The organism is Pseudaestuariivita atlantica, from assembly GCF_001205715.1.
In the GTDB taxonomy this organism is placed as follows: Bacteria; Pseudomonadota; Alphaproteobacteria; order Rhodobacterales; family Rhodobacteraceae; genus Pseudaestuariivita; species Pseudaestuariivita atlantica.
The window spans coordinates 32747-58015 of sequence record NZ_AQQZ01000009.1; the positions used below are offsets into that span (position 1 = coordinate 32747).

General features: G+C 67.8%; 21 protein-coding genes. 12 read left to right on the forward strand and 9 right to left on the reverse strand.

Features of this window, described 5'->3' with window-relative positions:
• The first annotated feature begins 7 nt into the window (after positions 1 to 7).
• From ATO11_RS17140 to ATO11_RS17160, 5 genes are all read left to right on the forward strand, one after another.
• Positions 8 to 1192, forward strand: coding sequence for an aminomethyl transferase family protein (locus ATO11_RS17140; RefSeq protein WP_050532144.1), 1185 nt, complete (start codon positions 8 to 10; stop codon positions 1190 to 1192).
• Between the two features lie 36 nt (positions 1193 to 1228).
• Positions 1229 to 2587: a hypothetical protein gene (locus ATO11_RS17145; protein ID WP_050532145.1), complete on the forward strand. Its 1359-nt coding sequence runs from the start codon at positions 1229 to 1231 to the stop codon at positions 2585 to 2587.
• Between the two features lie 122 nt (positions 2588 to 2709).
• Positions 2710 to 3531, forward strand: coding sequence for an ABC transporter substrate-binding protein (locus ATO11_RS17150; protein ID WP_050532299.1), 822 nt, complete (start codon positions 2710 to 2712; stop codon positions 3529 to 3531).
• Complete coding sequence (locus ATO11_RS17155) at positions 3528 to 4358, forward strand: amino acid ABC transporter permease (protein ID WP_050532146.1); 831 nt, start codon at positions 3528 to 3530, stop codon at positions 4356 to 4358. Before ATO11_RS17150 ends, ATO11_RS17155 begins: the two co-directional genes overlap by 4 nt.
• On the forward strand, positions 4355 to 5089 hold the full coding sequence (locus tag ATO11_RS17160; RefSeq protein WP_050532147.1) for an amino acid ABC transporter ATP-binding protein: 735 nt from the start codon (positions 4355 to 4357) through the stop codon (positions 5087 to 5089). Before ATO11_RS17155 ends, ATO11_RS17160 begins: the two co-directional genes overlap by 4 nt.
• Before the next feature lie 12 nt (positions 5090 to 5101).
• On the opposite strand, the gene ATO11_RS17165 is transcribed toward ATO11_RS17160, so the two are convergent.
• The 6 genes from ATO11_RS17165 to ATO11_RS17190 all read right to left on the reverse strand — a co-directional run bounded on the left by ATO11_RS17165 (position 5102) and on the right by ATO11_RS17190 (position 13495).
• Positions 5102 to 6964, reverse strand: a complete 1863-nt coding sequence (locus ATO11_RS17165; protein WP_423212717.1) for an SLC13 family permease — start codon at positions 6962 to 6964, stop codon at positions 5102 to 5104.
• Between the two features lie 176 nt (positions 6965 to 7140).
• The gene (locus ATO11_RS17170) at positions 7141 to 8517 is read right to left on the reverse strand and encodes a TRAP transporter large permease (protein WP_050532149.1); all 1377 of its coding nucleotides are present in this window, start codon (positions 8515 to 8517) and stop codon (positions 7141 to 7143) included.
• Entirely contained in the window at positions 8517 to 9191 is a 675-nt protein-coding gene (locus tag ATO11_RS17175; RefSeq protein WP_050532150.1) for a TRAP transporter small permease, read from the reverse strand. Before ATO11_RS17175 ends, ATO11_RS17170 begins: the two co-directional genes overlap by 1 nt.
• 95 nt (positions 9192 to 9286) lie before the next feature.
• Positions 9287 to 10282, reverse strand: a complete 996-nt coding sequence (locus tag ATO11_RS17180; RefSeq protein WP_050532151.1) for a DctP family TRAP transporter solute-binding subunit — start codon at positions 10280 to 10282, stop codon at positions 9287 to 9289.
• A gap of 235 nt (positions 10283 to 10517) precedes the next feature.
• On the reverse strand, positions 10518 to 11744 hold the full coding sequence (locus ATO11_RS17185; RefSeq protein ID WP_050532152.1) for a sigma-54-dependent transcriptional regulator: 1227 nt from the start codon (positions 11742 to 11744) through the stop codon (positions 10518 to 10520).
• Entirely contained in the window at positions 11741 to 13495 is a 1755-nt protein-coding gene (locus ATO11_RS17190) for a sensor histidine kinase (protein ID WP_242601453.1), read from the reverse strand. The genes ATO11_RS17185 and ATO11_RS17190 overlap by 4 nt, the downstream gene beginning before the upstream one ends.
• A 60-nt stretch (positions 13496 to 13555) precedes the next feature.
• Between ATO11_RS17190 and ATO11_RS17195 the strand changes: the two genes are divergently transcribed.
• On the forward strand, positions 13556 to 14749 hold the full coding sequence (locus ATO11_RS17195) for a cytochrome P450 (RefSeq protein ID WP_050532153.1): 1194 nt from the start codon (positions 13556 to 13558) through the stop codon (positions 14747 to 14749).
• Between the two features lie 53 nt (positions 14750 to 14802).
• Here ATO11_RS17195 and ATO11_RS17200 read toward each other — a convergent pair whose 3' ends face one another.
• Both ATO11_RS17200 and ATO11_RS17205 read right to left on the reverse strand, forming a co-directional pair.
• A complete protein-coding gene (locus ATO11_RS17200; RefSeq protein WP_050532154.1) occupies positions 14803 to 15270 on the reverse strand; it encodes a DNA polymerase III subunit chi in 468 nt (155 codons plus the stop codon).
• 51 nt (positions 15271 to 15321) lie between these two features.
• Positions 15322 to 16791, reverse strand: a complete 1470-nt coding sequence (locus tag ATO11_RS17205) for a leucyl aminopeptidase (protein WP_050532155.1) — start codon at positions 16789 to 16791, stop codon at positions 15322 to 15324.
• A 147-nt stretch (positions 16792 to 16938) separates the two neighbouring features.
• Between ATO11_RS17205 and lptF the strand changes: the two genes are divergently transcribed.
• Genes lptF through rsmA form a run of 6 tightly spaced genes read left to right on the forward strand, consistent with a single transcriptional unit; the run spans position 16939 to position 24426 of the window.
• The gene (gene lptF, locus ATO11_RS17210) at positions 16939 to 18051 is read left to right on the forward strand and encodes an LPS export ABC transporter permease LptF (RefSeq protein WP_050532156.1); all 1113 of its coding nucleotides are present in this window, start codon (positions 16939 to 16941) and stop codon (positions 18049 to 18051) included.
• Positions 18048 to 19142: an LPS export ABC transporter permease LptG gene (gene lptG, locus ATO11_RS17215; protein WP_050532157.1), complete on the forward strand. Its 1095-nt coding sequence runs from the start codon at positions 18048 to 18050 to the stop codon at positions 19140 to 19142. Before lptF ends, lptG begins: the two co-directional genes overlap by 4 nt.
• A gap of 2 nt (positions 19143 to 19144) precedes the next feature.
• On the forward strand, positions 19145 to 21283 hold the full coding sequence (locus tag ATO11_RS17220) for an LPS-assembly protein LptD (RefSeq protein WP_050532158.1): 2139 nt from the start codon (positions 19145 to 19147) through the stop codon (positions 21281 to 21283).
• 33 nt (positions 21284 to 21316) lie between these two features.
• Complete coding sequence (locus ATO11_RS17225) at positions 21317 to 22582, forward strand: peptidylprolyl isomerase (RefSeq protein WP_050532159.1); 1266 nt, start codon at positions 21317 to 21319, stop codon at positions 22580 to 22582.
• Positions 22579 to 23562, forward strand: a complete 984-nt coding sequence (pdxA, locus tag ATO11_RS17230; RefSeq protein ID WP_050532160.1) for a 4-hydroxythreonine-4-phosphate dehydrogenase PdxA — start codon at positions 22579 to 22581, stop codon at positions 23560 to 23562. The genes ATO11_RS17225 and pdxA overlap by 4 nt, the downstream gene beginning before the upstream one ends.
• 27 nt (positions 23563 to 23589) lie before the next feature.
• Complete coding sequence (gene rsmA, locus ATO11_RS17235; protein ID WP_050532161.1) at positions 23590 to 24426, forward strand: 16S rRNA (adenine(1518)-N(6)/adenine(1519)-N(6))-dimethyltransferase RsmA; 837 nt, start codon at positions 23590 to 23592, stop codon at positions 24424 to 24426.
• 11 nt (positions 24427 to 24437) lie between these two features.
• Here the strand turns inward: rsmA and ATO11_RS17240 are convergent, their stop codons facing one another.
• A complete protein-coding gene (locus ATO11_RS17240) occupies positions 24438 to 25028 on the reverse strand; it encodes a DUF4167 domain-containing protein (protein WP_050532162.1) in 591 nt (196 codons plus the stop codon).
• Between the last annotated feature and the right edge of the window lie 241 nt (positions 25029 to 25269).

The window sequence follows — 25269 nt, forward strand, 5'->3', positions numbered from 1 at the left end:
CCGCCCCATGCGTTCGAGCGACGGTGAAACCCGCGACCTTGTCACCTCCCGCCCCGGCGCCGGCTGGGATTACGGGCTGACCCGCCACCCCTATCACCGCATCGAGGCACCCAAGGGCCCGCATTACTGCGTCTACAACCGCCGCCACATGGCCGTCTGTTTCGACGATCATTCGACCGAGGACGGATACTGGCTCTTGCGCCAGAAGGCCGCCGTGCTGCACACGGGCGAGTTCCCCCTGCAATTCCAAGGCCCGGATGCCGAGGCGTTGCTGAACAAGCTCTTCACCAAGGACATCTCGAAGGTGAAGGCGATGCGCTGTGGCTACGGGCTGGCCTGCTATCCCGATGGTGGCCTCTTGGTGGACGGCATCCTGCTGCGGCTGGCCGAGGACACGTTCTGGTACGCGCAGGCCGACGGTGATTTCTATTCATGGGCGCGCGCGCATGCCGCCGGAATGGACGTGGCGATCACCGACCCCGACGTCTTCGTCAGCCAGGTTCAGGGACCTGCCGCGCTCGACATCCTCGCGGCGGCCAGCGACACCGGGATGCCCGACAGGTTCGGCTATTTCGCCGTCGCCCGCGTGCCCTTCGGCGGGCAGGAGGTGGTGATCTCCCGCACCGGGTACACCAACGAGTTGGGCTGGGAGTTCTACACCGAACCCCACCACGATGCCGAAGCGCTCTGGGCGCATCTGTCCGCTGCGGGCAAGCCTTTCGGGATGGAGATCTTCGGCCTCGACGCCATGAACATCCGCCGGATCGAGGCGGGGATCCTCAATGCCGGGTCCGATTTCAACACCTCCACCACACCCTTCGACGTAGGGCTGGGCCGGTTCGTGGACATGGACAAGGCCGATTTCATCGGCAAATCGGCGCTTGCCGGGGCAGCCACCGAGCCCCGCCTGCACGGGATCAGGTGCGACGGCGGCGAGCCGCTGATCGCGGCGAAGGTACAGCTGGACGGGAAGGATGCGGGCGTGGTCACGGCGGGCGCGCATTCCCCGTTCCTCGGCCACGGGATCGGCTATGCCCTGATGGACAGCGCGGAACACGGGATCGGCACGCGGATCACCGTGGGTTGCCGCGACGGCGCGCAGCATCCTGCCGAACTGGTCGCGCTGCCGATGTACGACCCGCAGGCCGAAATCCCGCGCGGCAAACGCGTCGACATTCCCGTGCGGCCATAGCGCGCGGCGCGGCTCACCGTACCCAAGGAGGTTCCCATGTCAGTCCCCACAGCCCCGGCCGACCCTGACCCGAACCTCTTCAACGGGCACCTGCCCCGTACCGATTTCCAGGAAGAGCTGGTCAAGACGGTGCTGGAAACCGCCGTCAGCGAAATCCCGGAAATCGGCGGCATCGCCGGGTCGCTCATGGGCCTGTTCTTCGTCGCGACCGACAAGGGCAGCGCGGCGGAAATCGAACGCTATATCAAGGACTACTGCAATTATGCCGTCCTGAAACAGGTCCGCAAGGACCGCGAGGACGACCTGCTGGGCTTCATGGCGCAGTTGCGCGAGGCCGGACGCGCCGCGAATGACCAGATGCGGGCGGGCATCCTGAAAGACCTCGAAACCGCGCTGACGCGCGAGTTTCCGCACGTGAACTACCGCACACCCGAGACACCGGTCGCCGACGCTTCGATCCCCGCGCGGGACATGCTGGTGTTGTTCGGCGCGCTGGCGGTCTTTCACCTCAACGTGCTGGGCCAACTGGCGCGGATCGACCCGGACGAGACGTCGCGCCACTGGTACAAGGACCGCCTGACAGACCGGCGCACGGCCTATCGCACCCACGCCACGAACGAGATGGCCCGCGCCAAATCAGAGCGTCAGGCGAAGATCGCGCCGCTGGAGCATGACCGCGATCCCTCGCTTGCCACGATCACCCGCGGCCCGGTGGGAGAGACCGAACTCGGCCGGTCCGACAGCTTTTACGTGGTGCGCGATGCGGACCGCCCGGACCTGACCCTGCGCGCGCGCAGCTACGACGACGGGATGCAGATGGCGTGGAACTACAACGACGCCACCCTGCGCCTGACCGAGAATTTCTACCTGCAGAACGTGGTCGGCCCGATCGCGGGCACCACCGTGACCCGCACCGCAAGGGACGCGCTGGTCGAAATCAACGACAGGCTCTATTCCGCGCTGCCTGTCACCTATTGCAACTACAGCCCGCCCCGCCGGGCCGATCCGATCCTGACATGGACGTCCAGGGGGCGTCGCTGGGCCTATGATCCGAAAACCGGCGACATGCTGAGTTCCACAGGCGATTTCGATCCAGACGCGCATGAATACGACCTGCGCGACACCAAGGGCGTCGAACCGGGGCTGCGCGCGGTTTGCGCCCTGGGCGAGGGTCTGTTCGCGATCACGGGCGCGCCGGACGATCCGTTCATCGAGACCGCGACCTACGAATTCCACGACGACGGCAGTTGCACAAAGATCAACGGCGGCGCGATGGGCGGGTCTTTCCTGCGGCTGGAACAGCGCCAACCCGGCACCCTGTCCTACGTGGCCGCCTCGGGCGAGGCGCAAACCCTCCCGCTCGAAGGCAACGACCTTCTCATCAGCAAGCTCTGACCGCCCATTTGCGAGGCCGCCCATCAGGGCGGATGAGCACACCCCTGCGCCGCGCTGGACAAACGGCGCGCCATTTCGTCTCCTGTCCCCGACCAAATAGGGAGACTGCCATGACCACCCTGATGAAATCCGTCACCGCCGCCAGCCTGCTGGCCCTGATGACCTCCACCGCCGCCACCGCCGGCGGGCACCTTTGCTGGGAAGGCAAGACGATCGAGGAAGGCAAGCTGACGCTCGCCACCGGCAACCCGGCCTACTTCCCCTGGGTGATCGACGACGCGCCCGAGGCGGGCAAGGGGTTCGAAGCCGCGGTCGCCGCCGCCGTCGCCGAAGAGATGGGCGTACCCGCCGACGCGGTCGTCTGGGTGCGCGCGGGGTTCGACGAATCGATCCAGCCGGGCGCCAAGAATTTCGACATGAACCTGCAGCAGTTCTCGATCACCGCCGACCGCGACAAGGTCGTCGATTTCTCGGCCCCCTACTACTCGTCCGCCATGGCCGTCCTGACGACGCAATCGGTGGTCGATGGCGGCGCGACCGCCACGATTGACAGCCTCAAGGGTCTGAAATGGGGCGCGGATGCCAATACCACCGCCGTGCCGATGCTGACCGACCTGATCGGCCCGGACAGCGATCCGCTTCTCTATAACGACAACACCGACGTGACCGCCGCCATGCAGGCGGGCCAGATCGACGCGGCGCTGTTCGACCTCCCGACCGCGCTCTACCTCGCGGCGGTAGTCGTCGATGGCGGCGTGATCCTCGGCCAGTTCCCCGCCGACCGGACGGACAATCCCGACCAGTTCGGCATGCTGATGGAGGAAGGCAACCCGCTGAAAGCCTGCGTCGATGCCGCGATCGAGGCGCTCTCCGCCTCGGGCAAACTGGCCGAGATCGAGGCCGCGTGGCTGTCCGAGACGACCGGCGTGCCGGTCATCGAATGAGCGATGCGCGAGCGGGTCTGACCCGCCGCCAGGCCCATGAAAGGGACCTGCGCCGCAGGTCCCTTTTGATCGCCGGGGGATCGACGCTGGCGGTGATCCTCGCCATCGTGTTCCTCGTCCCGCTCGCGCCCGGCTGGGAACGGGTGCAGCAAAGCTTCTTCAACGCCGAGGTCTTTGCCCGCACCTTCCCCAAGCTCCTGAACGCCTTCCTGCTGGACGTGGCGATCTTTGCATGGTCCGCGCCCCTGATCGCCGCGCTTGGCCTCGCCGTCGCGCTGGCCCGCGATGTGCGCAATCCCGTCCTCTACCCCCTGCGCCTGTTCGGCACCGTCTATACCGACATCTTCCGCGGCGTGCCGGTGGTGCTGGTCGTCTACCTGATCGGGTTCGGCATCCCCGGCCTCGGCCTGCCGCGCCCGTGGAATTCACCCTACATCTGGGGCACCGTCGCGCTGGTCCTGACCTATTCGGCCTATGTCGCGGAAATCTTCCGCTCCGGCATCGAAAGCGTGCACCAGTCGCAGCGCAACGCGGCCCTGTCGCTGGGCCTCTCGGGCGGCGACTCGATGCGCTACGTCGTCCTGCCGCAAGCCATCCGTCGCGTGATCCCGGCGCAGATGAACATGCTGATCGCATTGCAAAAGGACGTGGCGCTTCTGTCCTTCATCGGACCCGTAGAGATCTTCCGGCAGGCGGGCGTCTTCAAGTCGCTTCTGGCGAACTTCACGCCCTACGTCGTGGCCGCCTGCATCTTCCTCGTCATCACTGTCCCTGCCACACGCCTCGCCGATCACCTGATCGCGCGGCAGAACAGGGCGCGGTCATGAAACTGCGGCTCGACAACGTGCAGAAAAGCTTTGGCGCCACCCGCGTCCTCGACGGCATCTCGCTCGACGTCGCGAAGGGAGAGATGGTCTGCCTGATCGGGGCTTCCGGTTCGGGCAAATCCACGCTCCTGCGCTGCATCAACCTGCTCGAACCGCTCGACGACGGGGCGATCTGGCTGGATGGCGAGGACATCGCCGAACCCGCGCTCGACCCGCAACCGATCCGGCAGCGCATCGGCATCGTGTTCCAGTCCTTCAACCTCTTCCCGCACATGACGGCGGTCGAGAACGTGATGCTCGCCCCGCGCCGCGTCCGGAAAGAGACGCGCGAGGCGCTTCGCCCCGAGGTCACGGCGCTGTTCGACCGGTTCGGCCTTGCCGACCGCATGGGCCATTACCCCGACCAGTTGTCGGGCGGGCAGCAGCAGCGCGTCGCCATCATCCGCGCGCTCGCCATGCGGCCCGAGATCATGCTGTTCGACGAGATCACCTCGGCCCTCGATCCCGAACTGGTGGGCGAGGTCCTGCAGGTGCTGAAGGCGCTGAAGGAGGACGGCATGACCATGATCCTTGCCACCCACGAAATGGCCTTTGCCCGCGACGTGGCGGACAGGGTGTGTGTGCTGGATCATGGCCGCATCATCGAAGAAGGACCGCCTGCGCAGGTCTTCACCGCCCCGCGCGAGGCGCGTACCCGCGCCTTCCTGTCCCGCGTGCTGCAGCCGGTCTGACCCCCCGGCGGGTCAGAAGAACAGCGCCATCCCGGTCATCGACACGATCAGGAACAGGATCGTCATGATCCCGCCCGACCGGACGAAATCGATCACGCGATAGCCCGCCGGACCCATGATCAGCGCGTTCACCTGGTGGGTGGGTATCAGGAACGAGTTCGAGGTCGAGATCGCCACCGTCAGGGCAAAGATCGCCGGGTCGCCGCCCGCCGCCACCGCAATCGACACCGCCAACGGCACCAGCAGGACCGTCGCGCCGACATTCGACATGACCAGCGTGAAAATCGTCGCCAGCACCGCGATGCCCGTCTGCAAGGCCCAGATCGGCCAGCCATCCAGAAGCCGCAACACGCCCTGCGCGATCCACTCGGCCGTGCCTGTGGCCTGCACCGCCTGTCCCAGCGGGATCAGCGAGGCGAGGAGGAACACGGTGTTCCAGCCAACCGCCTCGTAAGCCTCGTCGATCGACAGGACACGGCTCAGGATCATGCCGATGGCGCCGGTCAGCAGGCACAGCGACAGCCGGACATCGGTGAACAGGATCAGCGACAGGGTCAGCGCGAAGAAAGCAAGCGCCCAGCCGACCTTGTGCGGGCGCAGTTCTTCTTGCGGGAAGTCGGAGGTGACGATCACGAAATCGCGGTTCCGCTTCAGCCGCGTCAGGCGGTCCCACTGGGTGTGCACCACCAGCGTGTCACCTGCCTGGAAGGGGACAAGGCCGATATGTGTCGCCTCGTGATCCTCGGTCTCGACATGGCTCATCGTCTCTTCGCCGCGATGGATCGCCAGCAGAGACAGGCCGTGCGTCTGGCGCATGCGGATATCGGCGGAACACTTGCCGATCACGGCAGATCCGGGCGGCACCACGACCTCGGCCACGCCCGACTGGGTGGGCGCGAAATCGTCGGCGAAGACGTCAAGCGCGGGCATGATCTCCAGCCCGTAGGGTTCGGCGAATTCCTTCTCCACCACCCGGCGCAGGCCCAGCACGGCCAGCCTCGCGGGGGCCTCGATGGTGGTGTCGGCCATCGGCGCGATCACCTTCTTGCCGCGATAGGACGTGCCGAGGATGTAGAGGTGGTGGGCCAGCATCACGTCGGTCAGCGTCTGCCCGATCAGGATCGATCCTTCGGGCACGCGGACCTCGAACATGTCGGCCTTCAGGCCATAGGTGCGCTGGATATAGGCCTGCATCGTCTGGCCCGAGGACGCGTCCGACCCGCGTTCACGCTTGGCCGGCAGGACCCAGCGACCGAAGATCACGAAATAGAGGATGCCGGTAACGACAAGCATCAGCCCCACGGGCGTCACGTCGAACAGCTCGAACGGCTGCATCTTCTGCCCCTCGGGCAGCATCGCGTTGGCGCTCATGATCAGGTCGTTCAGCAGGATCAGCGGCGAGGAACCGACCATCGTGATGGTCCCGCCGAGGATCGCGCAGAACCCCATCGGCATCAGCAGCCGCGACATCGGCAGCCCCGTCCGGGCCGAGATGCGGCTGACCACCGGCAGGAACAGCGCCGCCGCGCCCACGTTCTGCATGAACGACGACACGATGCCCACGGTGCCCGAGATGATCGGGATGATCCGCGCCTCGGTCGTGCCGCCCTTCTTCATGATCAGCGCCGCGACCTTCGACATCAGGCCCGTCTTGTCGAGCCCCGCCCCGATGATCATCACCGCGATGATCGACATCACCGCGTTCGAGGCGAACCCGTTGAAAAGCTGTGTCGCATCGGCAAGGTTGCCCAGCCCCGGCAGGTAACTCATCCCGCCCAGCAGCACCATGACCGACACCGCGGCCACGTCGATCCGCACGATTTCGGACACGAACAAGGCGACCGTCAGGCCCAGGATGGCCAGCACGACCATCATCTCGAATGTCAGGGTCAGCGGTTCCACGCCTGGCTGGTCCTTCCTTTTCCGCGAGTTATCACGCCGTGGCCTCGCTTTCACACTTCCAGTCCGCTCGTGGCAATAGGGCCAGACGAAAAAACGGCGCATTCCGGGGGAATGCGCCGCCTTGTTTTCACGATCCGTGGGGTGACCGGCTACTTGGTGATGAGTTCCGGCCCCATGAAGGTGTTGGGCAGGAAGGTACTGAGCCACGGAATGTAGGTGACCATGATGAGGAACACGAAGAGCACGGCGAGGAACGGCAGCGCCGCCCGCACCACGGCCATCATCGGCATCCCCGCCACGCCCGAGGTCACGAACAGGTTCAGACCCACGGGCGGCGTGATCATCCCGATCTCCATGTTCACCACCATGATGATGCCAAGGTGGATCGGGTCGATCCCCAGCTCGATGGCAATGGGAAAGACCAGCGGCGCCACGATGACCAAAAGGCCCGACGGCTCCATGAACTGGCCGCCGATCAGCAGGATCACGTTCACGATGACAAGGAACATGACCGGGCCGTAGCCGGCCTCCAGCATGGCCGAGGCGATGGCCTGCGGCACCTGTTCGTCGGTCAGCACGTGTTTCAGGATCAGCGCGTTGGCGATCACGAACAGAAGCGTGATCGTCAGGCGCCCCGCCTCGAACAGGGTGCGCTTGGTGTCGGGATGTACCAGTGCCGTCACCAGCGCCCACGGTTTCTGCAGAAGCGAGATCTTGCGCGTGCCCTCCACCGTCGCCAGCGGCCCCATGTCGCGATAGACGAAGGACGCGATGAAGAAGGAATAGACGGCGGCAACCGCCGCGGCCTCGGTCGGGGTGAAGACACCGCCGTAGATCCCGCCAAGGATGATGACGATCAGGAACAGGCCCCACGCGGCTTCCCGCGCCGAAATGAAGACCTCGCTCCATCCCTTCCAGTCGCCCTTGGGCAGGTTCTTGACCTTGGCGATGCCGTAGATCGTGACCATCAGCATCAGGCCCGCGGTCAGGCCGGGGATGACACCGGCAAGGAACATCCGGCCCACCGACACCTCGACCGCGGCGGCGTAGACGACCATCACGATGGAGGGCGGGATCAGGATGCCCAGTGTGCCCGCGTTACAGATCACGCCGGCGGCGAATTCCTTGGAATAGCCCACTTGCCGCATGCCGGTGATGACGATCGTCCCGATTGCGACCACGGTCGCGGGCGACGAACCCGACAGGGCGGCGAACAGCATGCAGGCGAACACGCCCGCAATCGCCAGCCCGCCCGGCAGGTGCCCGACGCAGGCGATGGAAAAGCGGATGATCCGCCGCGCCACGCCGCCGGTCGTCATGAAGGACGAGGCAAGGATGAAGAACGGGATCGCCAGCAGGGTGAAATGGCCCTGGAATGCCTCGAACAGGGTGCCCGCGATTGAGGCGAGCGAGGACGAGGAGAACAGCAGCAGGAAGATGGTCGACGACAGACCGAGCGACACCGCGATGGGCACACCGATCAGCAGAAGGCCGATCACCATCGAGAAGAGCAGAATGACATCCATCAGCGCGTCTCCTCGTGGCCCTGGCGCAACTCGTCCAGTTCGTCCTCGACCTCGTGCGAGGCAACCAGCAGCGTGATGTCGCCCTTCCACATGGCCACGGCGGCCTGCAGGAAGCGGAACAGCAAAAGCGCCATCGACAGCGGCAGGACAAGGTAGGGCACGGCGCGCGGCACCTTTTCGTACTCCTCGCCGTAATTGATCAGGTCTTCGAGAAACCGCAGCGGCGCGACCATCGGGATGTCGTTGGTCTCGTAATAACTGAGACTGCGGAATTTCTCGGCAAAGCCGGTGGGGAACCAGCGGCCCGTGGTGGGCGGCAGATCGGCGAAGACGGACCAGTAATCATAGGCGCCCTTGGTCAGGAAGATGCCGAACAGGATGCAGCAGGCCACGGCGAACAGGCCCACAATGCGCCGCATCGGCGCGGGCATGATGTTGACCAGCGCGTCGACGCCCAGATGCACGTTCTTCTTCACGGCATACGATGCGCCCAGCAGGACGAGCCACGCGAACATGAAGACGGTCATCTCCAGCGCCCACAGGATGTTGCTGTTGAACACGTAGCGGGCGACGACGTTTGCGAAGGTGATCGCCGTCATCAGCCCCAGGAGGAGCGCGATCAGCGTCTCCTCGATCCGGTCCATGACCGAGGATGTGGTCGAGGTGTCAGACATGTCCCCCCCTTCGTCAGACTGTCCGTCATTCAGACAAAGGGCGCGGCACCGGTGATGATGCCGCGCCCCATGGTTACACGATGTCAGGGCGTCGTTCAGAGGCCGGCGTTGATCGCCTGCGCCGCGTCGATGTTTTCCTGGCCGACGTCGTCGCGGAATTTTTCCCAGACGGGCTTCATCGCGGCGACCCACTCGGCCCGCTGTTCGGGCGTCAGCTGGCGGATCACGCCACCGGCTTCGAGGATCGATGCCTTGGCGGCCTCGTTCACGGCGAAGGCTTCGGCGTTGCGGGTGGCGGTGACTTCGCCGAGGATCGTCATGAACTGGTCACGCACGTCCTCGGGCAGGTTGTCCAGCCAGTCGACCGACGCCACGACGAGGTAGTCGATGATGCCGTGGTTGGTTTCGGTCACGCCGTCCTGCACTTCAAAGAACTTGCGGCCGTAGATGTTCGACCAGGTGTTCTCCTGTCCGTCGACCACGCCCTGCTGCAGCGCGCCGTAGACTTCCGAGAAGGCCATCTTCTGCGGGTTGCCGCCAATGGCTTCCATCTGCGCGACCAGCACGTCGGACGGTTGCACGCGGAACTTCAGGCCTTTCGCGTCGGTGGGCGAGATGAGCGGCACGTTGGCCGACATCTGCTTCAGGCCGTTATGCCAGAACGCCAGCCCCTGCAGGCCGCGGCGCTGCATGCTGTCCTTCATGGACTGCCCGGTTTCCGAGTTCTGGAACGCGTCGACCGCTTCCATGTTCTTGAACATGAAGGGCAGGTCGAACAGGCGGAACTGCTTGGTGAAGGTTTCGAATTTCGACAGCGACGGTGCCGCCAGCTGCACGTCGCCCTGCAGCAGCGCTTCAAGCACCTTGTCATCGTTGTAAAGCGTGGAGTTCGGGAAGACCTCCATGCAGGCCTTGCCGTTCATCTCGGTGTTCACGCGCTCGGCCAGAAGCGTCGCCGCGATGCCCTTGGGGTGCTTGTCGGTGTTGGTGACGTGGCTGAACTTGATGACGATCTCGCCCGGGTCGCAAGCCGCGAAGGCGGTCGATGCCGACAGGGCCAGCGCCGTGGCGGCGGTTGCCAGGAATTTCATGTGCAATCCTCCCATGATTGTCTGTGGCGGTGGTCGCTCCCACCGTCGCGCCATATCAAAGGGAAGTTGCGTCACCGGCTCAAGCGGCGCGTTGATTTTCCGCCCGAATTTTCGGCAACCCGTTTGAATCCAATTCGTTAACGCCCGGTTTCGTTGCGGTTTGACCTGCAAGGCGACGGCCCGGTGCGGAAAGCCGCACAGCGCGACATGCGGAGTGTGCGGATTTCCGCACAACTCAGCGATAGGTCTCGGGCTTCAATCCATAGCGCGCCAGCTTGTCGTAGAACGTCTTGCGCGGCAGCTTCAGGGCGCGGGCGGTCTCGCTCGCCTGCCCCTTGTGCCGGGTCAGCGCGTTCACGAGGAGCGAGCGTTCGACCTGCGCCATCTGCTCGGCCAGCCCCATGTCCGCCGCGCCGTCCGGCCCCTCGCCCACTCCAAGGACGAACCGCATCGCCTCGGTCATCAGGGCGCGGGCATTGCCGGGCCAGTCGCGTGCCATCAGGCCCGCGATCACCGCCGGTGTCACCTCGGGTGCGGGCTGGCCCGATTGCTCTGCCGCCTGCGCCACGTAGCGGCGGAACAGTTCGGGGATGTCTTCGGGCCGTTCGGCCAGCGGCGGGATGCGCACCGTCATCACGTTCAGCCGGTAGTAGAGATCGGCGCTGAACCCGCCTGCCCCGACCTCGGCCTCCAGCGCCTCGCCGGCGCCCGCGATCACCCGTGCCGTGGCGCCCCGTTCCAGCACGTCGGCAAGGTGCACCTGCCCGTCCGCGCCGAGCGCCCCGATATCGTCGAGAAACAGACTGCCCCCCTCGGCCCCGGCAAGGCCCGCGTCGATCGCGTCGGGCGTCAGTCCGCGCGCCGCCGCCTTGACGAACGGGCCGTTGGCGCGGGGTGCGCAAAGGTGCAGCGCCTCGGCCACCTTGCTGACGCCGCCGCCGGGCGGCGAGATCACCAGCGCCTCGGTATCCGCGCGGCCCGCCGCCCGGACCGCCGCGCGCAGGGCCTCGCTGCGGTCCGACAGCCCGAAGATCAGGCGCGAGGCGGCATCGCCTTCCTCGGTCCGACGGCGTTCGGCGCGGTCGCGCAGCACGGCCTGCCGCGCGTCGAGCGCACGGCGCAGCACCGCGACGAGGTCAGTGGGCGCGCAGGGCTTCTCAAGGAAGTCGAACGCGCCTTCACCCATCGCCCGAACCGCCATGGGGATGTCCCCCTCTCCGGTCAGAAGAACCACCGGCAGGTCGGAATCGACCGACCGGGTGAAATCCAGCAGGTGGAACCCGTCGCGGCCCGGCATGCGGATGTCCGACAGGATCACGCCGGGAAAGGCGCGGCTGATATGGTCCTTCGCCTCGATGAACGACCCGGTGACGGTGGCGGCGATGTCGTTCAGTTCCAGCGTCTGCGCCAGCGCCTCGCGCACGGCGGCGTCGTCATCGACCAGGAGCACCCGTTGCGTCATGCCGCGTCCCGCGCCTCGGCGGCCTCCAGCGTCACGCGGAACACCGCGCCCGGCCCGTCCTCGCGGTTGCGCCCCCGGATCGCGCCGCCGAAGCTTTGCACAAGGCCATAGCTGATCGACAGTCCGAGCCCCATGCCCTCGGACGCGCCGACCTCCTTGGTGGAATAGAACGGGTCGAAGATCTTCTCGGGGTCGCTCAGGCCCGGCCCGGTATCGGCCACCTCGATCACCGTGGACGCGCCCTCGCGCGCGACGCTCAGCGTCAGCACCTTGTCGGTGCCGCCCTGCATCGCGTCGCAGGCGTTCGAGATCAGGTTCACGATCACCTGGCTCAGCCGCACGTCGCCCGCCTCGGCCCAGACCGGCGCATCGGGCGCGGTATAGTCGAGCGTCACGCCATCCCGCGCGCGGCGGTCCTCGGTCATCTCCAGCGCGGCGTCGATGGCGGTGCGCACGTCGATCGCGCCGAAGGGTTCGCTTTCCTGCCGGGCAAAGGCGCGCAGGTTCTTGATGATCCGCCCCATCCGCCGCGCGAGTTCGGAAATCCGCGTCAGGTTTTCCGCCGCCTTGTCGCCCTTGCCCCGGTCGAGGAAGGCCGCGCCGTTCTCGGCAAAGGACCGGATCGCCATCAGCGGCTGGTTCAACTCGTGGCTCAGTCCCGCGCTCATCTGCCCCAGCGCCGACAGTTTCGACGCCTGCACGAGGTCGGCCTGCGCGCGCGTCAGCGCGGCCTCGGCCTCCTGCCGCTCGGCCACCTCGTGGCGGAGCGCGCTGTTGGCGTCCTGCAGCGCCTCGGTCCGGGCGGCGACGCGGTCTTCCAGCACGGCGTTCGCCTCGGCCAGCGTGCGGCGCCGCACCATCGCCACGCCCAGAAGCGCCGAGAAAAAGAGCATCAGCCCACCCACCGCCGCCGCCTGCAACGCCGCGATGCGTCGGGCCGGGGCCACGTCGATCAGCGCCTCGCCGGTCAGCCCGATCACCGGCAATTCCCGCGTCAGGTGCAGCGCGCGGGCGGGGACGTAGGGGCTCCAGTCCTGGCGCCAGATCTCCAGCCCGTCGACGCGGGTCTCGCGCAGCGCGGGCGCACCGTCGGGCGGGACCAACCCCGCCCCGTCCGGCCCCCGCGACCAGAACAAGAGCTCTGACCGGTTGGAGACGAAAACCTCGCCCGCCTCGTCCACGAAATAGACGGCGGGCCGCGCGCCGCGCCACTCGGCCTCGACATTGTCGACATCGGCGGCGACGACCAGCACGCCCTCGACCCGGCCATCGCGGCCGAAACCGGGCGCGGCATAGAAATAGGCGCGGCGGCCCGACCGCGCCTCGATCCCCGACCGCGCACCCAGGGCACCCGTCAGCGCGCGGCGGAACTGCGGCTCGGCGGCAAGCGTCGCGGGCGCCCCGGCATGGGAGGCCGCCAGCACCCGCCCGTCCGGTGCCGCGTAAAGCAGCACGAGGGCCGAGGTCTTGTCGGCGGTCCCCAGCAGCAGCGCCTCTGCCGCGCGCACGTCGCCGCCGTCATGCAGCGCCGTGAGAAGCGGATGATCGGCCAGCAGGACCGCCACCTCCTGGTAGCGTTGCAGCTGCGCGGTCAGCCGGTCGGCGGCAAGGTCGAGGTCCGCCTCCCCCCGCCGCGCGGCCTGCGTCAGCGCCTGCCCGTAGCCCAGCCGCCAGACCCCCGCCGACACGGCAAGCGTCAGGGTCAGCGCCACGAGGCCAAGGAGCAGCAGGTATCGTCCGCTTCGCGTCATGGTCCTTGTCATACCAAGGTCGGGCTTGCCTTGGGAAGCGCCCTGCGGTTTGTCGGTGTCATGCAAAGGCTGCACCAATCCCCGACCGATCCCGCCTTCGTGCAGGACCCCTACGCCACCTATGACCGCGCCCGCGCCATGGGGCCGCTGGTGTGGTGGGAGGAATACGGGATGCCCGCCGCCTTCGGCCTCGACTTCGTGCAGGCGCTGCTGAAGGACCGCCGGTTCGGGCGAGCGCCGGTCTCGCCGCCGCCGGTGCGCCCGCATCTGGAGGCGTTCGACGCGGTCGAGGCACATTCGATGCTCGACCTCGAACCGCCCGTGCACACCCGCCTGCGCGGGCTGGTCCTGCGCGCCTTCACGTCGCGCCGGGTCGCGGCGCTGGCGCCCGAGATCGAGGCGCTGGCGCATGAGTTGATCGATGCCTTCCCCGCGCACGGCCCCGTCGACCTGATCCCCGCCTTCGCCACGCGCCTGCCCGTCATCATCATCGCGCGCCTGCTCGGCGTGCCCGAGGACCGCGCCGACGACCTGCTGGCATGGTCGAACGCGATGGTGGCGATGTACCAGGCCCGCCGCGACCGCGCGGTCGAGGATGCCGCCAACGCCGCCGCCGCCGCCTTCACCGCCTTCCTGCGGGATCATATCGAGGCACGCCGCGCCCGGCCCGCCGATGACCTCCTGACCCACCTGATCGCCGCCGAGGAAGACGGCGCGCGGCTCTCGACGGACGAGATGATCGGCACCTGCATCCTGCTTTTGAACGCAGGCCACGAGGCGACGGTGCACACGATCGGCAACGGCGTGAAGGCGGCGCTGGAAAGCGGCACCGCCAGCGCCTTCGCGGACCCGGACTGCGACAATGCGGTCGAGGAAGTGCTGCGCTTCGATCCGCCGCTCCACATCTTCACGCGCATCGCGTCCGAACCGGTGACCATCGCGGACCACGATTTCGTGCGCGGTGACGAGGTCGCGCTGGTCCTCGGTGCTGCCAACCGCGACCCCGCCGGATGGGAGAGACCGGGCATCTTCGACCCGACCCGCGCGCCACGCCTGTCGACAAGTTTCGGCGGCGGGATCCATTTCTGCCTCGGCGCGCCGCTGGCGCGGCTGGAGCTGAAGATCGCGCTGCACGCGCTCTTCACCCGCCTGCCCGACCTGCGGCTTGCCGGAACGCCGCGCTACGCCAACCTCTACCACTTCCACGGGCTGGAACGGCTCGACGTGACATGGGGGGCGCGAACGGGTCGGTAGGACGGGTGATGTCACCCGTCATCAGGCGTCGGGAAATGTAGGGCGGGTGATCCTCACCCGCCTCCGGCCTCGGCCTTCTTCTCCCACCGGCCGCCTTCCTGCGACCAGTATTGCGCGGCGCACCCGGCCTCGGTCAGGGCTTTCCACTGGCCGCGCGCGGCGGCTACCGCCGCCTCGTCATGGCCGTCGAACAACAGGCAGACCCGCTCCAGCCGCGCGACCTCCGAGGCGTCGACCACCGCGCCGTCCACCGCCATGACGCAGGCGGCCTCGTTGGGCGCATCGCTGGCCGTGGTCAGAAGCACCGGCTGGCGCGCGTCATGGGGGCCGCCGGCGCGGCCATGCGGCAGGAACTGGTCCTCCGCCCCCAGCCACAGCCGTTCGTCCAGCCAGTCGAGCCGCGCCTCGTCGGTGCCGCGCACCGCTACGCGCCACCCCGCGCCCATGGCGCGGGACAGAAGCTGCGGCAGGGCAACTTCCAGCGGTTCCCGCGTCAGGTGGTAGAAATAGACCGCGCCCACCGCCTGCCTACCTTTCGGCCAGCGGTGCCGCGCGGGATGCGAGCGGCGCGCTCACGCCTCCTCGCACATGTCCGCGACCAGCCGGTTCAGCGCCATCACGCCCCAGCCCGTCGCCCCCTTGGGGGCCAGCGCAGTCGCCGACTTGACCGAGGCGACGCCCGCGATGTCGAGGTGGATCCAAGGCATGTCCGCCTTGATGAAGCGTTGCAGGAACTGCGCCGCCGTGACCGACCCGGCAGCCCGCCCGCCCACGTTCTTCATGTCCGCGATCCGGCTTTTCAGCATGTCGTCATAGGCCTGACCCAGCGGCATCCGCCACGCGCCCTCGTCCTCGGCCTTGGCGGCGCGCAGGAAAGCGTTGCAGAGCGGGTCGTCGTTCGAGAAGACGCCCGCATTCTCGTGCCCGAGCCCGATGATGATCGCGCCCGTCAGGGTGGCGAGGTCGATCACGCCGCGCGGCTCGAACCGCTCCTGCGCGTACCAGAGGACATCACACAGGACGAGCCGGCCCTCGGCGTCGGTGTTGATGATCTCGACCGTGTCGCCCTTCATGGATTTCACCACGTCGCCCGGTCGCGTCGCGCGGTCGGAGGGCATGTTTTCCACCAGCCCGATCAGGCCCACGACATTGGCCTTGGCCTTGCGCAGGGCCAGCGCCTTCATCACGCCCGCCACGACGCCCGCGCCGCCCATGTCCATCGTCATGTCTTCCATGCCGCCAGCCGGTTTCAGGCTGATGCCGCCGGTGTCGAACACCACGCCCTTGCCGACCAGCGCCAGCGGGGCCTCGTCACCGCCGCCCTGCCACTGCATCACGGCGACCTTCGACGGGCTGGCCGAACCGTGGCCGACGCTCAGAAGCGTACGCATGCCAAGTTCTTCCAGCTTGTCCTCTTCCAGCACCTCGACCTTCAGGCCCAGTTCCTCCAACGCCGCGACGCGGTTGGCGAATTCGGTGGTGGTCAGGACGTTGGCGGGCTCGTTCACGAGGTCGCGTGTGAAGAAGACGCCTTCGGCCACCGACAAAAGCGGCGCGGCGGCATCGGCGGCCTCTTCCGGCTTGCCGCACATCACGGTGATGTCGGCGGCAGGCGCGCTGTCCTTGGACTTGTGCGGGGTGAACCCGTAATCGCGCAGCACCACGCCCAGCGCCAGCTCCTGCGGCCGGGCAAGCGCGCCCGCCACGATGGTCAGCGCCGCCTCGCCCCGGCCTTTCGCCAACGCGGCACCGGCCTTGCGCGACAGGGCGGCATCGGCCCGGCGCGGCAGGCGGCAGACATGCAGCGCCTCGGCGGCCATGCCGACCGGAAAGGCCAGCGTGATCACGTCGCCGTCCTTGGCCTCGGTGAACCGTTCCGCCTCGACCAGCCGTGCCACCGCGCCCTTGGTCAGCCGGTTGGCCCGGCGCGCGCCGGGGTCGAGCTTGCCCTCGGGCGTCACCACGATCGCGACATGGCCCCCGGCAGAGGCAAGCGCGTCCAGATCGACGTCGACGAAGGAAACGGGGGCGGGACGGGTCATGGGCAAACTCCTGCTGATCTGACACAGGGGTACTGGTGCAGGCCCGCAATGACCAGATACCAGTTTTCCCCGGACTGCGATTAAGTTAGTCTGCTCCGTGAGCAGAACAGGCAACGAGGGTGGGTTTTGGCCAGATTCGACAGATACATGCTGTCGCAGCTGTTGGCCCTGTTCGGCTTCTTCTCGCTTGTGCTGGTGTCGGTCTACTGGGTGAACCGCGCGGTGGTGCTGTTCGACCAGCTGATCGCGGACGGCCAGCCGCTGCGCGTTTTCGCCGAATTCACCGCCCTGTCGCTGCCGCCGGTGATCGCGCAGATCCTGCCGATGTCGACCTTCGCCGCCGCCGTCTACGTCACCAACCGCCTGTCGTCGGAATCCGAACTGACGGTGATGCAGGCGACCGGCTATTCGCCGTGGCGGCTGGCGCGGCCGGTCCTGACCTTCGGCCTGATCGTGACCGTCATGATGGGGGCGCTGACGCACCTGCTGGTGCCCTCGGCGCTGGAAGAGCTGAAGAAGCGGGAAAAGGAGATCTCGGCCTCGGTCAGCGCGCGGCTCCTGCGCGAGGGCACCTTCCTGCATCCCGCCGACGGCGTGACCTTCTATATCGGCGAGATCACCCCCGAGGGCGAGTTGCGCGATGTCTTCCTGTCCGACCGGCGCGTGCCCGAACGCTCGGTCGCCTATACGGCGGAACAGGCCTACCTGTTCGTCGACGATGCCGGTCCCAAGCTGGTGATGGTGAACGGGCTGGCGCAGGTGCTGCAATCGGAAAGCGGGCGGCTGTCGACCACCAACTTCACCGATTTCTCCTATGACATCAGCGGGCTGGTCACGCGCGCCGGGATCGGGCGGCCCAAGCTGCGGCATGCCTCGACATGGGACATGCTGACCGACCCCGCCACCGTCGCGGCCGAGACGAAATCACGCCCCGGACAGGTGGCCGAGGAGTTGCACATGCGGTTCCAGCAACCGCTTCTGTGCGCGGTGGCGGCGCTGATCGGCTTCTCGACGCTCCTGATCGGCGGGTTCAGCCGGTTCGGCGTCTGGCGGCAGATCCTGCTTGCGATCTTCTTCCTCGTCCTCGTGAAACTGGTCGAAAGCCTCGTGACCGACCCGGTGCGCCACGACGCGCGGCTGTGGCCGCTGGTCTATGCGCCGTCGGTCGTCGGGCTGGGTATCGTGTGGGCGATGCTGTTCCGCGCGGCGCACCCGGTGTTCCGTGCCCCGCCGCCGCGCATGTCCGAGGCCGCACCATGAAGCTGCATGCCTATTTCGCGCGCCGCTTCGCCATGGCCTTCCTCGCCACCTTCGGCGTGTTCTTCCTGTTCATCCTGCTGATCGACGTGGTCGAACAGTTGCGCCAGCTCGATTCCTCGGTCGGGTTCGGCGACGTGCTGCGCCTGACCCTGCTGAACGCGCCCGAGGGCCTTTACCAGTTCCTGCCGCTGATCCTCATCATCGCCTCCATCGCGCTGTTTCTCAACCTCGCGCGGTCGTCGGAACTGGTGGTCGCCCGGTCGGTGGGGCGGTCGGGCCTCGCCTCGCTCCTCGGGCCGCTTGCCGTGACCGCGCTGATCGGCGTGCTGGCCGTCGCCATGGGCAACCCCATCGTCGCCGCGACCTCGCAGGCCTACCACGACCTGCGCGAGGATTTCCGGTCGGGCGGGTCCGACAGCTTCTCCATCGGGTCCGAAGGGCTGTGGCTGCGGCAGGGCGATGCCGCGGGTCAGACCGTGATCCGCGCCAGCCGCGCGTCGCCCGATGCCTCGGTCCTCTACGATGTCAGCTTCTTCACCTACGCGCCGGGCCGGGGCCCCGTGCGCCGGATCGAGGCGGACACCGCCACGCTGACCGACGGCGCATGGCAGTTGCAGGGGGCCAAGGTCTGGCCCATCGCCGCACGCGGCAACCCCGAGGAAGGCGCCCGCCTGTTCGACGTCACGACCGTGTCCTCGACACTCACCCGCGACCGCATCCTCGAAAGCCTCGGCACGCCGTCGGCGGTGTCGGTCTGGGACCTGCCGCGTTTCATCGAACGGCTGGAACATGCCGGGTTCAGCGCCAACCGCCACCGCGTCTGGTTCCAGATGGAGCTTGCCCGGCCCCTGTTCCTGATCGCCATGGTGCTGGTGGGCGCGGCCTTCACCATGCGCCACTCGCGGTTCGGCGGCACCGGGATCGCGGTGCTGGCGGCGGTGATGCTGGGCTTCGGGCTCTACTACATCCGCAACTTCGCGCAGATCCTCGGGGAAAACGGCCAGCTTGACCCGCTGCTTGCGGCGTGGGCGCCGCCGGTGGCGTCGATCCTGCTGGCCACCGGCCTGATCCTGCGGACGGAGGATGGATAGCGATGCGCGCGCTCCGCCATATCGCCGCCGCCTTGCTGGCCGCCTGCCTCGCCCTGCCGCTGGCCGCGCAGGATGCAGGCCCGCCACCGTCGCAATCGGCGCTGCTGGTGGCCGACGCGGTGCTGCTGGAAGGCGAGACCCGCCTGATCGCCACCGGCAACGTGCAGGCCCTGCAGGACGGCACGATCCTTTATGCGTCGCGCGTGATCTATGACCGGACGACCGACACGATCATCATCGAAGGCCCGATCCGCATCGAGGATCCGAACGGCACGATCCTGATCGCCGACCAGGCGGAGCTGAGCCAGGACCTGCAGAACGGCATCCTGAACGGCGCGCGGGTGGTGCTGGACCAGCAATTGCAACTGGCCGCCGCGCAGCTTCAGCGCGTCGGAGGGCGCTACACGCAGCTGAGCAAGGTCGCCGCGACCTCGTGCCAGGTCTGCGGGCCGAACGCCGTGCCCCTGTGGCAGATCCGCGCCAAGCGCGCGGTGCACGACCAGGAAGCGCGGCAGGTGTATTTCGAGAACGCGCAGTTCCGCGTGCTGGACCTGCCGGTGTTCTACCTGCCGCGCCTGCGCCTGCCCGACCCGACGCTGAAACGCGCGCGCGGCTTCCTGTTCCCCTCGATCCGGCAAACCTCGCTTCTGGGTCTGGGGATCAAGGTGCCCTACTTCATCCCGATCGGCGATCACCGCGACCTGACGATCACGCCCTACCTGTCGCAGAACACGCGCACCTTCGAATTGCGCTACCGGCAGGCGTTCCGCGCGGGCCGGGTCGAGTTCAACGGCGCGATTTCCAACGACACGCTGAAACCCGACACGCGGGCCTACCTGTTCGGGGAAGGCTCGTTTGACCTGAACCGCGATTTCAAACTGGCCTTCGATGTCGAGGTGGTGAGCGACCGCACCTACCTTGACGATTACGATTACGGCGGCAAAAGCCGGCTCGACAGCGAGGTCGCGCTGACGCGGGTGTCGCGGGACGCGCTGTTCGACGCGCGGCTGGTCCATTTCCAGTCGCTGCGTGCGGGGGAGGACAACACCCTGATCCCGTCGATCGCGGGTGATCTGGTCTACCAGCGCCGGTACTTCCCCATGGGGCCGCGCGGCGGCGAATTGCGGTTGGACCTTGCCGGGCACAGCCACTACCGCTCGTCCACGACGGATATCCTTGGCCGCGACGTGTCGCGCATGACCGGCGCGTTCAGCTGGCGCAACCGATGGACGCTGCCAGGCGGGCTGCGTGCCGGCCTGACCGGAGAGCTGGCCTTCGACGCCACCGCGACCGAGCAGGACAGCACCCGCACCCCGACCACGTCGGACCTGAGCCCCGCCGCCGCCGTCGAACTGCGCTGGCCGTGGACCATGCGCGCGGCGAACGGCGCGCGGCACCTGATCGAACCGGTCGCCATGATCGGCTGGACGGGCGGCGAGCGGCCCGACACGGCCAACGACGAAAGCGACCGCGTCGAATTCGACGAGGGGAACCTGTTGTCCCTGTCGCGCTTCCCCGCGACCGACCGCCGCGAGCGCGGCAGGCAAGCCGCCGTGGGCGTGCGCTGGCTGATGCATGACGCCGACGGGTGGAGCACCGGCCTGACCGTGGCGCGGGTCTTCCGCGACACGGCAGACCCCGAATTCAGCCGGTCTTCGGGCCTTGGCGGGACGTCGTCGGACTGGCTGATCGCCGGGCAGATCCGCAGCCAGGGCGGGTTGAGTTTCACCGCGCGCGGCCTGCTCGACAGCGATCAGCGCTTTTCCAAGGCCGAGGCACGGGCAGACCTGCTGAACGACCGCTGGAACCTCGGCGCGTCCTACGTCCTGCTGGTGCAGGACCCGGCGGAAAACCGCGCCTCCGCGATCTCGGAATGGTCGCTCGACGGGGCCTATCGCGTCACCCGGTATTGGACGGTGTCCACCGACTTCCGCTATGATCTGGTTTCGGACCAGTTCGCGCGGGCCGAGGTGGGGCTTGGATACCAAAACGAATGCGTCGAGGTTGATTTTTCCGCCCAGCGCAGATTTACCTCGTCCTCGAACGCGACCCCGTCGACCTCGTTCGGGCTGACGGTGGCGCTGAAAGGGTTCAGCACGGGCGGCAGCGCCCGCGATTACCGACGGTCGTGCAAGTACTGACATGACCGCGACACATCTGAGGGGAGAGCGCAGATGACACAGCACCGCCAGTTTCTCGCCGGCCTGATCATGGCCTTGGCGATGGTGGTCGGCGGCGCGGGCATGGCCGCGGCGCAGAATGCCTTTTCGACCGCCATCCGGGTCAATGACGGCGCGATCACCTATTTCGAGCTGGAACAGCGCGCCCGCATGCTGGCCCTGCTGCGCGCGCCCGGCGATCCGCAGGAAGTCGCGCGGGAGCAGCTGATCGACGACCGCCTGCGCGTGCAGGCCGCCCGCGCCAACGGCATCAACCCCTCGCGCGCCGAGATCGAGGAGGGCATGGCCGAATTCGCGGGCCGCGCCAACCTCACGACCAAGGAATTCGTGAAGGCGCTCGCCTCGGGCGGCGTCGAAGAGGAAACCTTCCGCGATTTCGTGGAAGCCGGCCTGGCATGGCGATTGCTGGTGCGCCAGCGCTTCGGCGCGCGCGCCCAGCCGTCCGAGGGCGAAATCGACCGCGCGCTCAGCAATACCGGCGGGTCCTCGAACATCCGCGTGCTGATATCGGAACTGATCATGCCCGCCCCGCCCCCGCAGGCGCAGGCCGTTCTGCAACGCGCGCAGCGCATCGCCGCCTCGGGGTCCGAGGCCGAGTTCTCCCGCGCCGCGCGCCGCTTTTCCGCGACGCCCACGCGCCGCAGCGGCGGCCGTCTGCCGTGGCAGAACCTGTCGGACCTGCCCCCGGCGCTGCAACCGATCATCCTCGGCCTTGCGCCGGGCGAGATCACCGCGCCTTTGCAGATCCCCAACGCCGTGGCCCTCTTCCAGCTGCGCGCGATCGAGGAAGGCGCCTATAACGCGCCAAGCTATGCCGCGGTCGAATACGCGACCTATTACATCCCCGGCGGGCGGTCCGACGCCGCGCTGGCCGAAGCCCGCCGCGTCAGCCGCCGCGTCGACCGCTGCGATGACCTTTACGGCATCAACAAGGGCCAGCCGGACGAGCGGCTGGAACGCACCAGCCTCGCGCCCGACAAGATCCCGACCGACGTCGCGTTCGAACTGTCCAAGCTCGACCCCGGCGAGACGTCCTATGCACTGACCCGCGCCGAGGGGCAGACGCTTGTCTTCCTGATGCTCTGCGGACGGACCACGGCATTGCCCGAGGTCGAGGCCGCGCCCGAGGTGGCCGACGGCGCGGATGCCGCCCCTTCGGCGCGCGAGGAGATCACGCTGGGACTGCGCAACCGGCGGCTGACGACCTTTGCCGACAGCTACCTTGCGCAATTGCGGGCCGACGCGCGCATCCGCGAATGAACGTGGCGGCGGTCCCGCCGGTCGTCGCGGTCAGTTGCGGCGATCCGTCGGGCATCGGGCCGGAACTGGCCGTGAAGGCGCGGGCGGCGCTGGGGCCGTCCCTGCCCTTCGTCTGGATCGGCGATCCGGCCCACTTGCCGCACGGCGCGGCGGTCGCCGAGGTCACCCGCCCCGCCGATGCGCTGTCGGTGCCGGGGGACCACCTGCCCGTGATGCCCCTTTCATTTGCCGCGCCGGCCCGGCCCGGCAAGCCCGACCCCGCGAACGCGGCGGGCGTGATCGCGTCCATCGATCGGGCCGTCGCGCTGGTTCGGCAGGGCGAGGCATCGGCCGTTTGCACCCTGCCCATTGCCAAGAAGGTGCTGCAGGACGGGGCGGGGTTCGCCTATCCGGGCCATACCGAGTACCTCGCCGCGCTTGGCGGGGTGGAGCGCAGCGTGATGATGCTGGCCTCCGACCGCCTGCGCTTGGTGCCGGTCACGATCCATATCCCGCTGGCCGAGGTGCCTGCCGCCCTCACGCCAGAGCTTCTGGAAGACACCCTGCGCATCACCGCGTCCGGGCTGGCGGCCCGCTTCGGCATCGCGCGCCCGCGTATCGCGGTGGCCGGGCTGAACCCGCATGCGGGCGAAGGCGGCAAGATGGGCCGGGAAGAGATCGACCTGATCGCCCCCGTGCTCGACCGCCTGCGGGCCGAGGGGATGGACCTGACCGGCCCCCTGCCCGCCGACACGATGTTCCACGCCGCCGCGCGCGCGGGCTATGACGTGGCGGTCTGCATGTACCACGACCAGGCGCTGATCCCGATCAAGGCGCTCGATTTCGACCGGGGCGTGAACGTGACGCTGGGCCTGCCCTTCGTGCGCACCTCTCCCGATCACGGCACCGCCTTCGACATCGCAGGTCAGGACCGCGCCAACCCGTCCTCGACGATCGAGGCGCTGAAACTGGCCGCGCGCATGTCGGGGAGCGGATCGTGACCGCCCCTGCCCGACGGACCCGGACCCATCATGGCGATTGACGACCTTCCTCCCCTGCGCGCGGTGATCGCGGAACACGGGCTCAGTGCGCGCAAGGCGCTGGGGCAGAACTTCCTGCTGGACCTGAACCTGACCGCCAAGATCGCCCGCGCGGCGGGCGACCTGACCGGCGCGGACGTGCTGGAAGTCGGACCGGGGCCCGGAGGGCTGACGCGCGGGCTGCTCGCCTCGGGCGCGCGGCGTGTACTGGCGGTGGAGAAGGACGCGCGCTGCCTGCCCGCGCTGGCCCAGATCGCCGCCGCCTATCCCGGCCGGCTGGAGGTGATCGAAGGCGACGCGCTCGACATCGACCCGCTGGACCACCTGACGCCGCCCTACAAGGTGGTGGCGAACCTGCCCTACAACGTGGGGACCGAACTGCTGATCCGCTGGCTGACGCCTGAGAGCTGGCCGCCTGCATGGTCCAGCCTGACGCTGATGTTCCAGCGCGAGGTGGCGGAACGTATCGTGGCGCAGCCGGGATCGAAGGCCTATGGCCGCCTCGCCATCCTTGCCCAGTGGCGGGCGGACGCGCAGATCGCGCTGACCCTCCCACCCGAGGCGTTCACCCCGCCGCCCAAGGTCTCAAGCGCGGTGGTGCATCTGACGGCGCTGCCCGAACCGCGTTACCCGGCGGATCCGGCGGTGCTGGAACGGGTGGTGGCGCGCGCCTTCAACCAGCGGCGCAAGATGCTGCGCGCGGCGCTGAAGGGGCTTGCCCCGGATATCGAGGATCGGTTGCGCGCGGCGGGCATCGCACCGACCGAACGCGCGGAACAGGTCCCGCTGGAGGCGTTCTGCGCGCTGGCGCGAACGCTCTCCTGAAACGCTGACTGTTACTCGGCTGCCTCGGGCGCGCCGCCGTCACCCTTGGGCGCATCATCCGATGATGCGTCACCCTTGGGCGCGGGTTTGCGCGACGACCGGCTGCGCGAACGCTTCGGCTTGGCATCGGCGTTCTCGGGCGTCTCGACAAGACCGCTGTCGCCATCGGACCCGCCAGACGTGAATTCGAGAACGTCGGGTTGCGGAGCCTCCGCCGGATCGGGCTGGCCGCCTTCGTTGCCGCCACCGCCCTGCTGGCCGTTCGATTCGCGTTCCTGCCGTTCGGCGCGGTCGCGGTCGCGCTGCGCCTGCCGCTCGCGGTTCTGGCGTTCCTGCTCTTCGCGGCGGGCATCCTGCTCTTTCTGGGCCTCGCCCAGCATGCGCAGGTAATGTTCGGCGTGTTGCTGGAAGTTTTCCGTCGCGACACGGTCACCGGACAGCTGCGCGTCACGCGCAAGCTGGTTGTACTTGTCGATGATCTGCTGCGGCGTACCGCGCACCTTGCCCTCGGGGCCTGAACTGTCGAACACGCGGTTGACGACATTTCCGACAGAGCGGTTGCGGTTTCCCTTGGACCGCGAACGTGACTTCGATGATCTCATGCGATTTGGGCAGCCTTGTTGCGTTATCCTGACCCGCGCCTTGCGAAAGCAGCCTACGAAGCGTCGGGGAAGTCGAGCGGGTCGGAAGCGGTAGTGCGCAGGACCCTTGCGTCGGACAAGTGACTGTGTAGGCAAGTTTCCCCGAATGTAAAAGGCAAAAGTGCCGAAATGGACGGATTGTGTGGGATTTCCGCCATGATCGGTCGGCATCCTGCGGCAAGTGATGCCGTTTGCGCCGGTC

Excerpts from the sequence above, each read along its gene's own strand:
- ATO11_RS17195 (WP_050532153.1), top strand. The coding sequence starts at position 13,556 with ATGCAAAGGCTGCACCAATCCCCGACCGATCCCGCCTTCGTGCAGGAC.
- ATO11_RS17205 (WP_050532155.1), bottom strand. The coding sequence starts at position 16,791 with ATGACCCGTCCCGCCCCCGTTTCCTTCGTCGACGTCGATCTGGACGCG.
- lptG (WP_050532157.1), top strand. The coding sequence starts at position 18,048 with ATGAAGCTGCATGCCTATTTCGCGCGCCGCTTCGCCATGGCCTTCCTC.
- ATO11_RS17225 (WP_050532159.1), top strand. The coding sequence starts at position 21,317 with ATGACACAGCACCGCCAGTTTCTCGCCGGCCTGATCATGGCCTTGGCG.
- ATO11_RS17165 (WP_423212717.1), bottom strand. The coding sequence starts at position 6,964 with ATGATGGTCGTGCTGGCCATCCTGGGCCTGACGGTCGCCTTGTTCGTG.
- ATO11_RS17175 (WP_050532150.1), bottom strand. The coding sequence starts at position 9,191 with ATGTCTGACACCTCGACCACATCCTCGGTCATGGACCGGATCGAGGAG.
- ATO11_RS17170 (WP_050532149.1), bottom strand. The coding sequence starts at position 8,517 with ATGGATGTCATTCTGCTCTTCTCGATGGTGATCGGCCTTCTGCTGATC.
- ATO11_RS17180 (WP_050532151.1), bottom strand. The coding sequence starts at position 10,282 with ATGAAATTCCTGGCAACCGCCGCCACGGCGCTGGCCCTGTCGGCATCG.
- ATO11_RS17140 (WP_050532144.1), top strand. The coding sequence starts at position 8 with ATGCGTTCGAGCGACGGTGAAACCCGCGACCTTGTCACCTCCCGCCCC.
- ATO11_RS17145 (WP_050532145.1), top strand. The coding sequence starts at position 1,229 with ATGTCAGTCCCCACAGCCCCGGCCGACCCTGACCCGAACCTCTTCAAC.
- ATO11_RS17190 (WP_242601453.1), bottom strand. The coding sequence starts at position 13,495 with ATGACGCGAAGCGGACGATACCTGCTGCTCCTTGGCCTCGTGGCGCTG.
- ATO11_RS17220 (WP_050532158.1), top strand. The coding sequence starts at position 19,145 with ATGCGCGCGCTCCGCCATATCGCCGCCGCCTTGCTGGCCGCCTGCCTC.
- ATO11_RS17185 (WP_050532152.1), bottom strand. The coding sequence starts at position 11,744 with ATGACGCAACGGGTGCTCCTGGTCGATGACGACGCCGCCGTGCGCGAG.
- pdxA (WP_050532160.1), top strand. The coding sequence starts at position 22,579 with ATGAACGTGGCGGCGGTCCCGCCGGTCGTCGCGGTCAGTTGCGGCGAT.
- ATO11_RS17150 (WP_050532299.1), top strand. The coding sequence starts at position 2,710 with ATGAAATCCGTCACCGCCGCCAGCCTGCTGGCCCTGATGACCTCCACC.
- lptF (WP_050532156.1), top strand. The coding sequence starts at position 16,939 with ATGCTGTCGCAGCTGTTGGCCCTGTTCGGCTTCTTCTCGCTTGTGCTG.
- ATO11_RS17160 (WP_050532147.1), top strand. The coding sequence starts at position 4,355 with ATGAAACTGCGGCTCGACAACGTGCAGAAAAGCTTTGGCGCCACCCGC.
- ATO11_RS17155 (WP_050532146.1), top strand. The coding sequence starts at position 3,528 with ATGAGCGATGCGCGAGCGGGTCTGACCCGCCGCCAGGCCCATGAAAGG.
- ATO11_RS17240 (WP_050532162.1), bottom strand. The coding sequence starts at position 25,028 with ATGAGATCATCGAAGTCACGTTCGCGGTCCAAGGGAAACCGCAACCGC.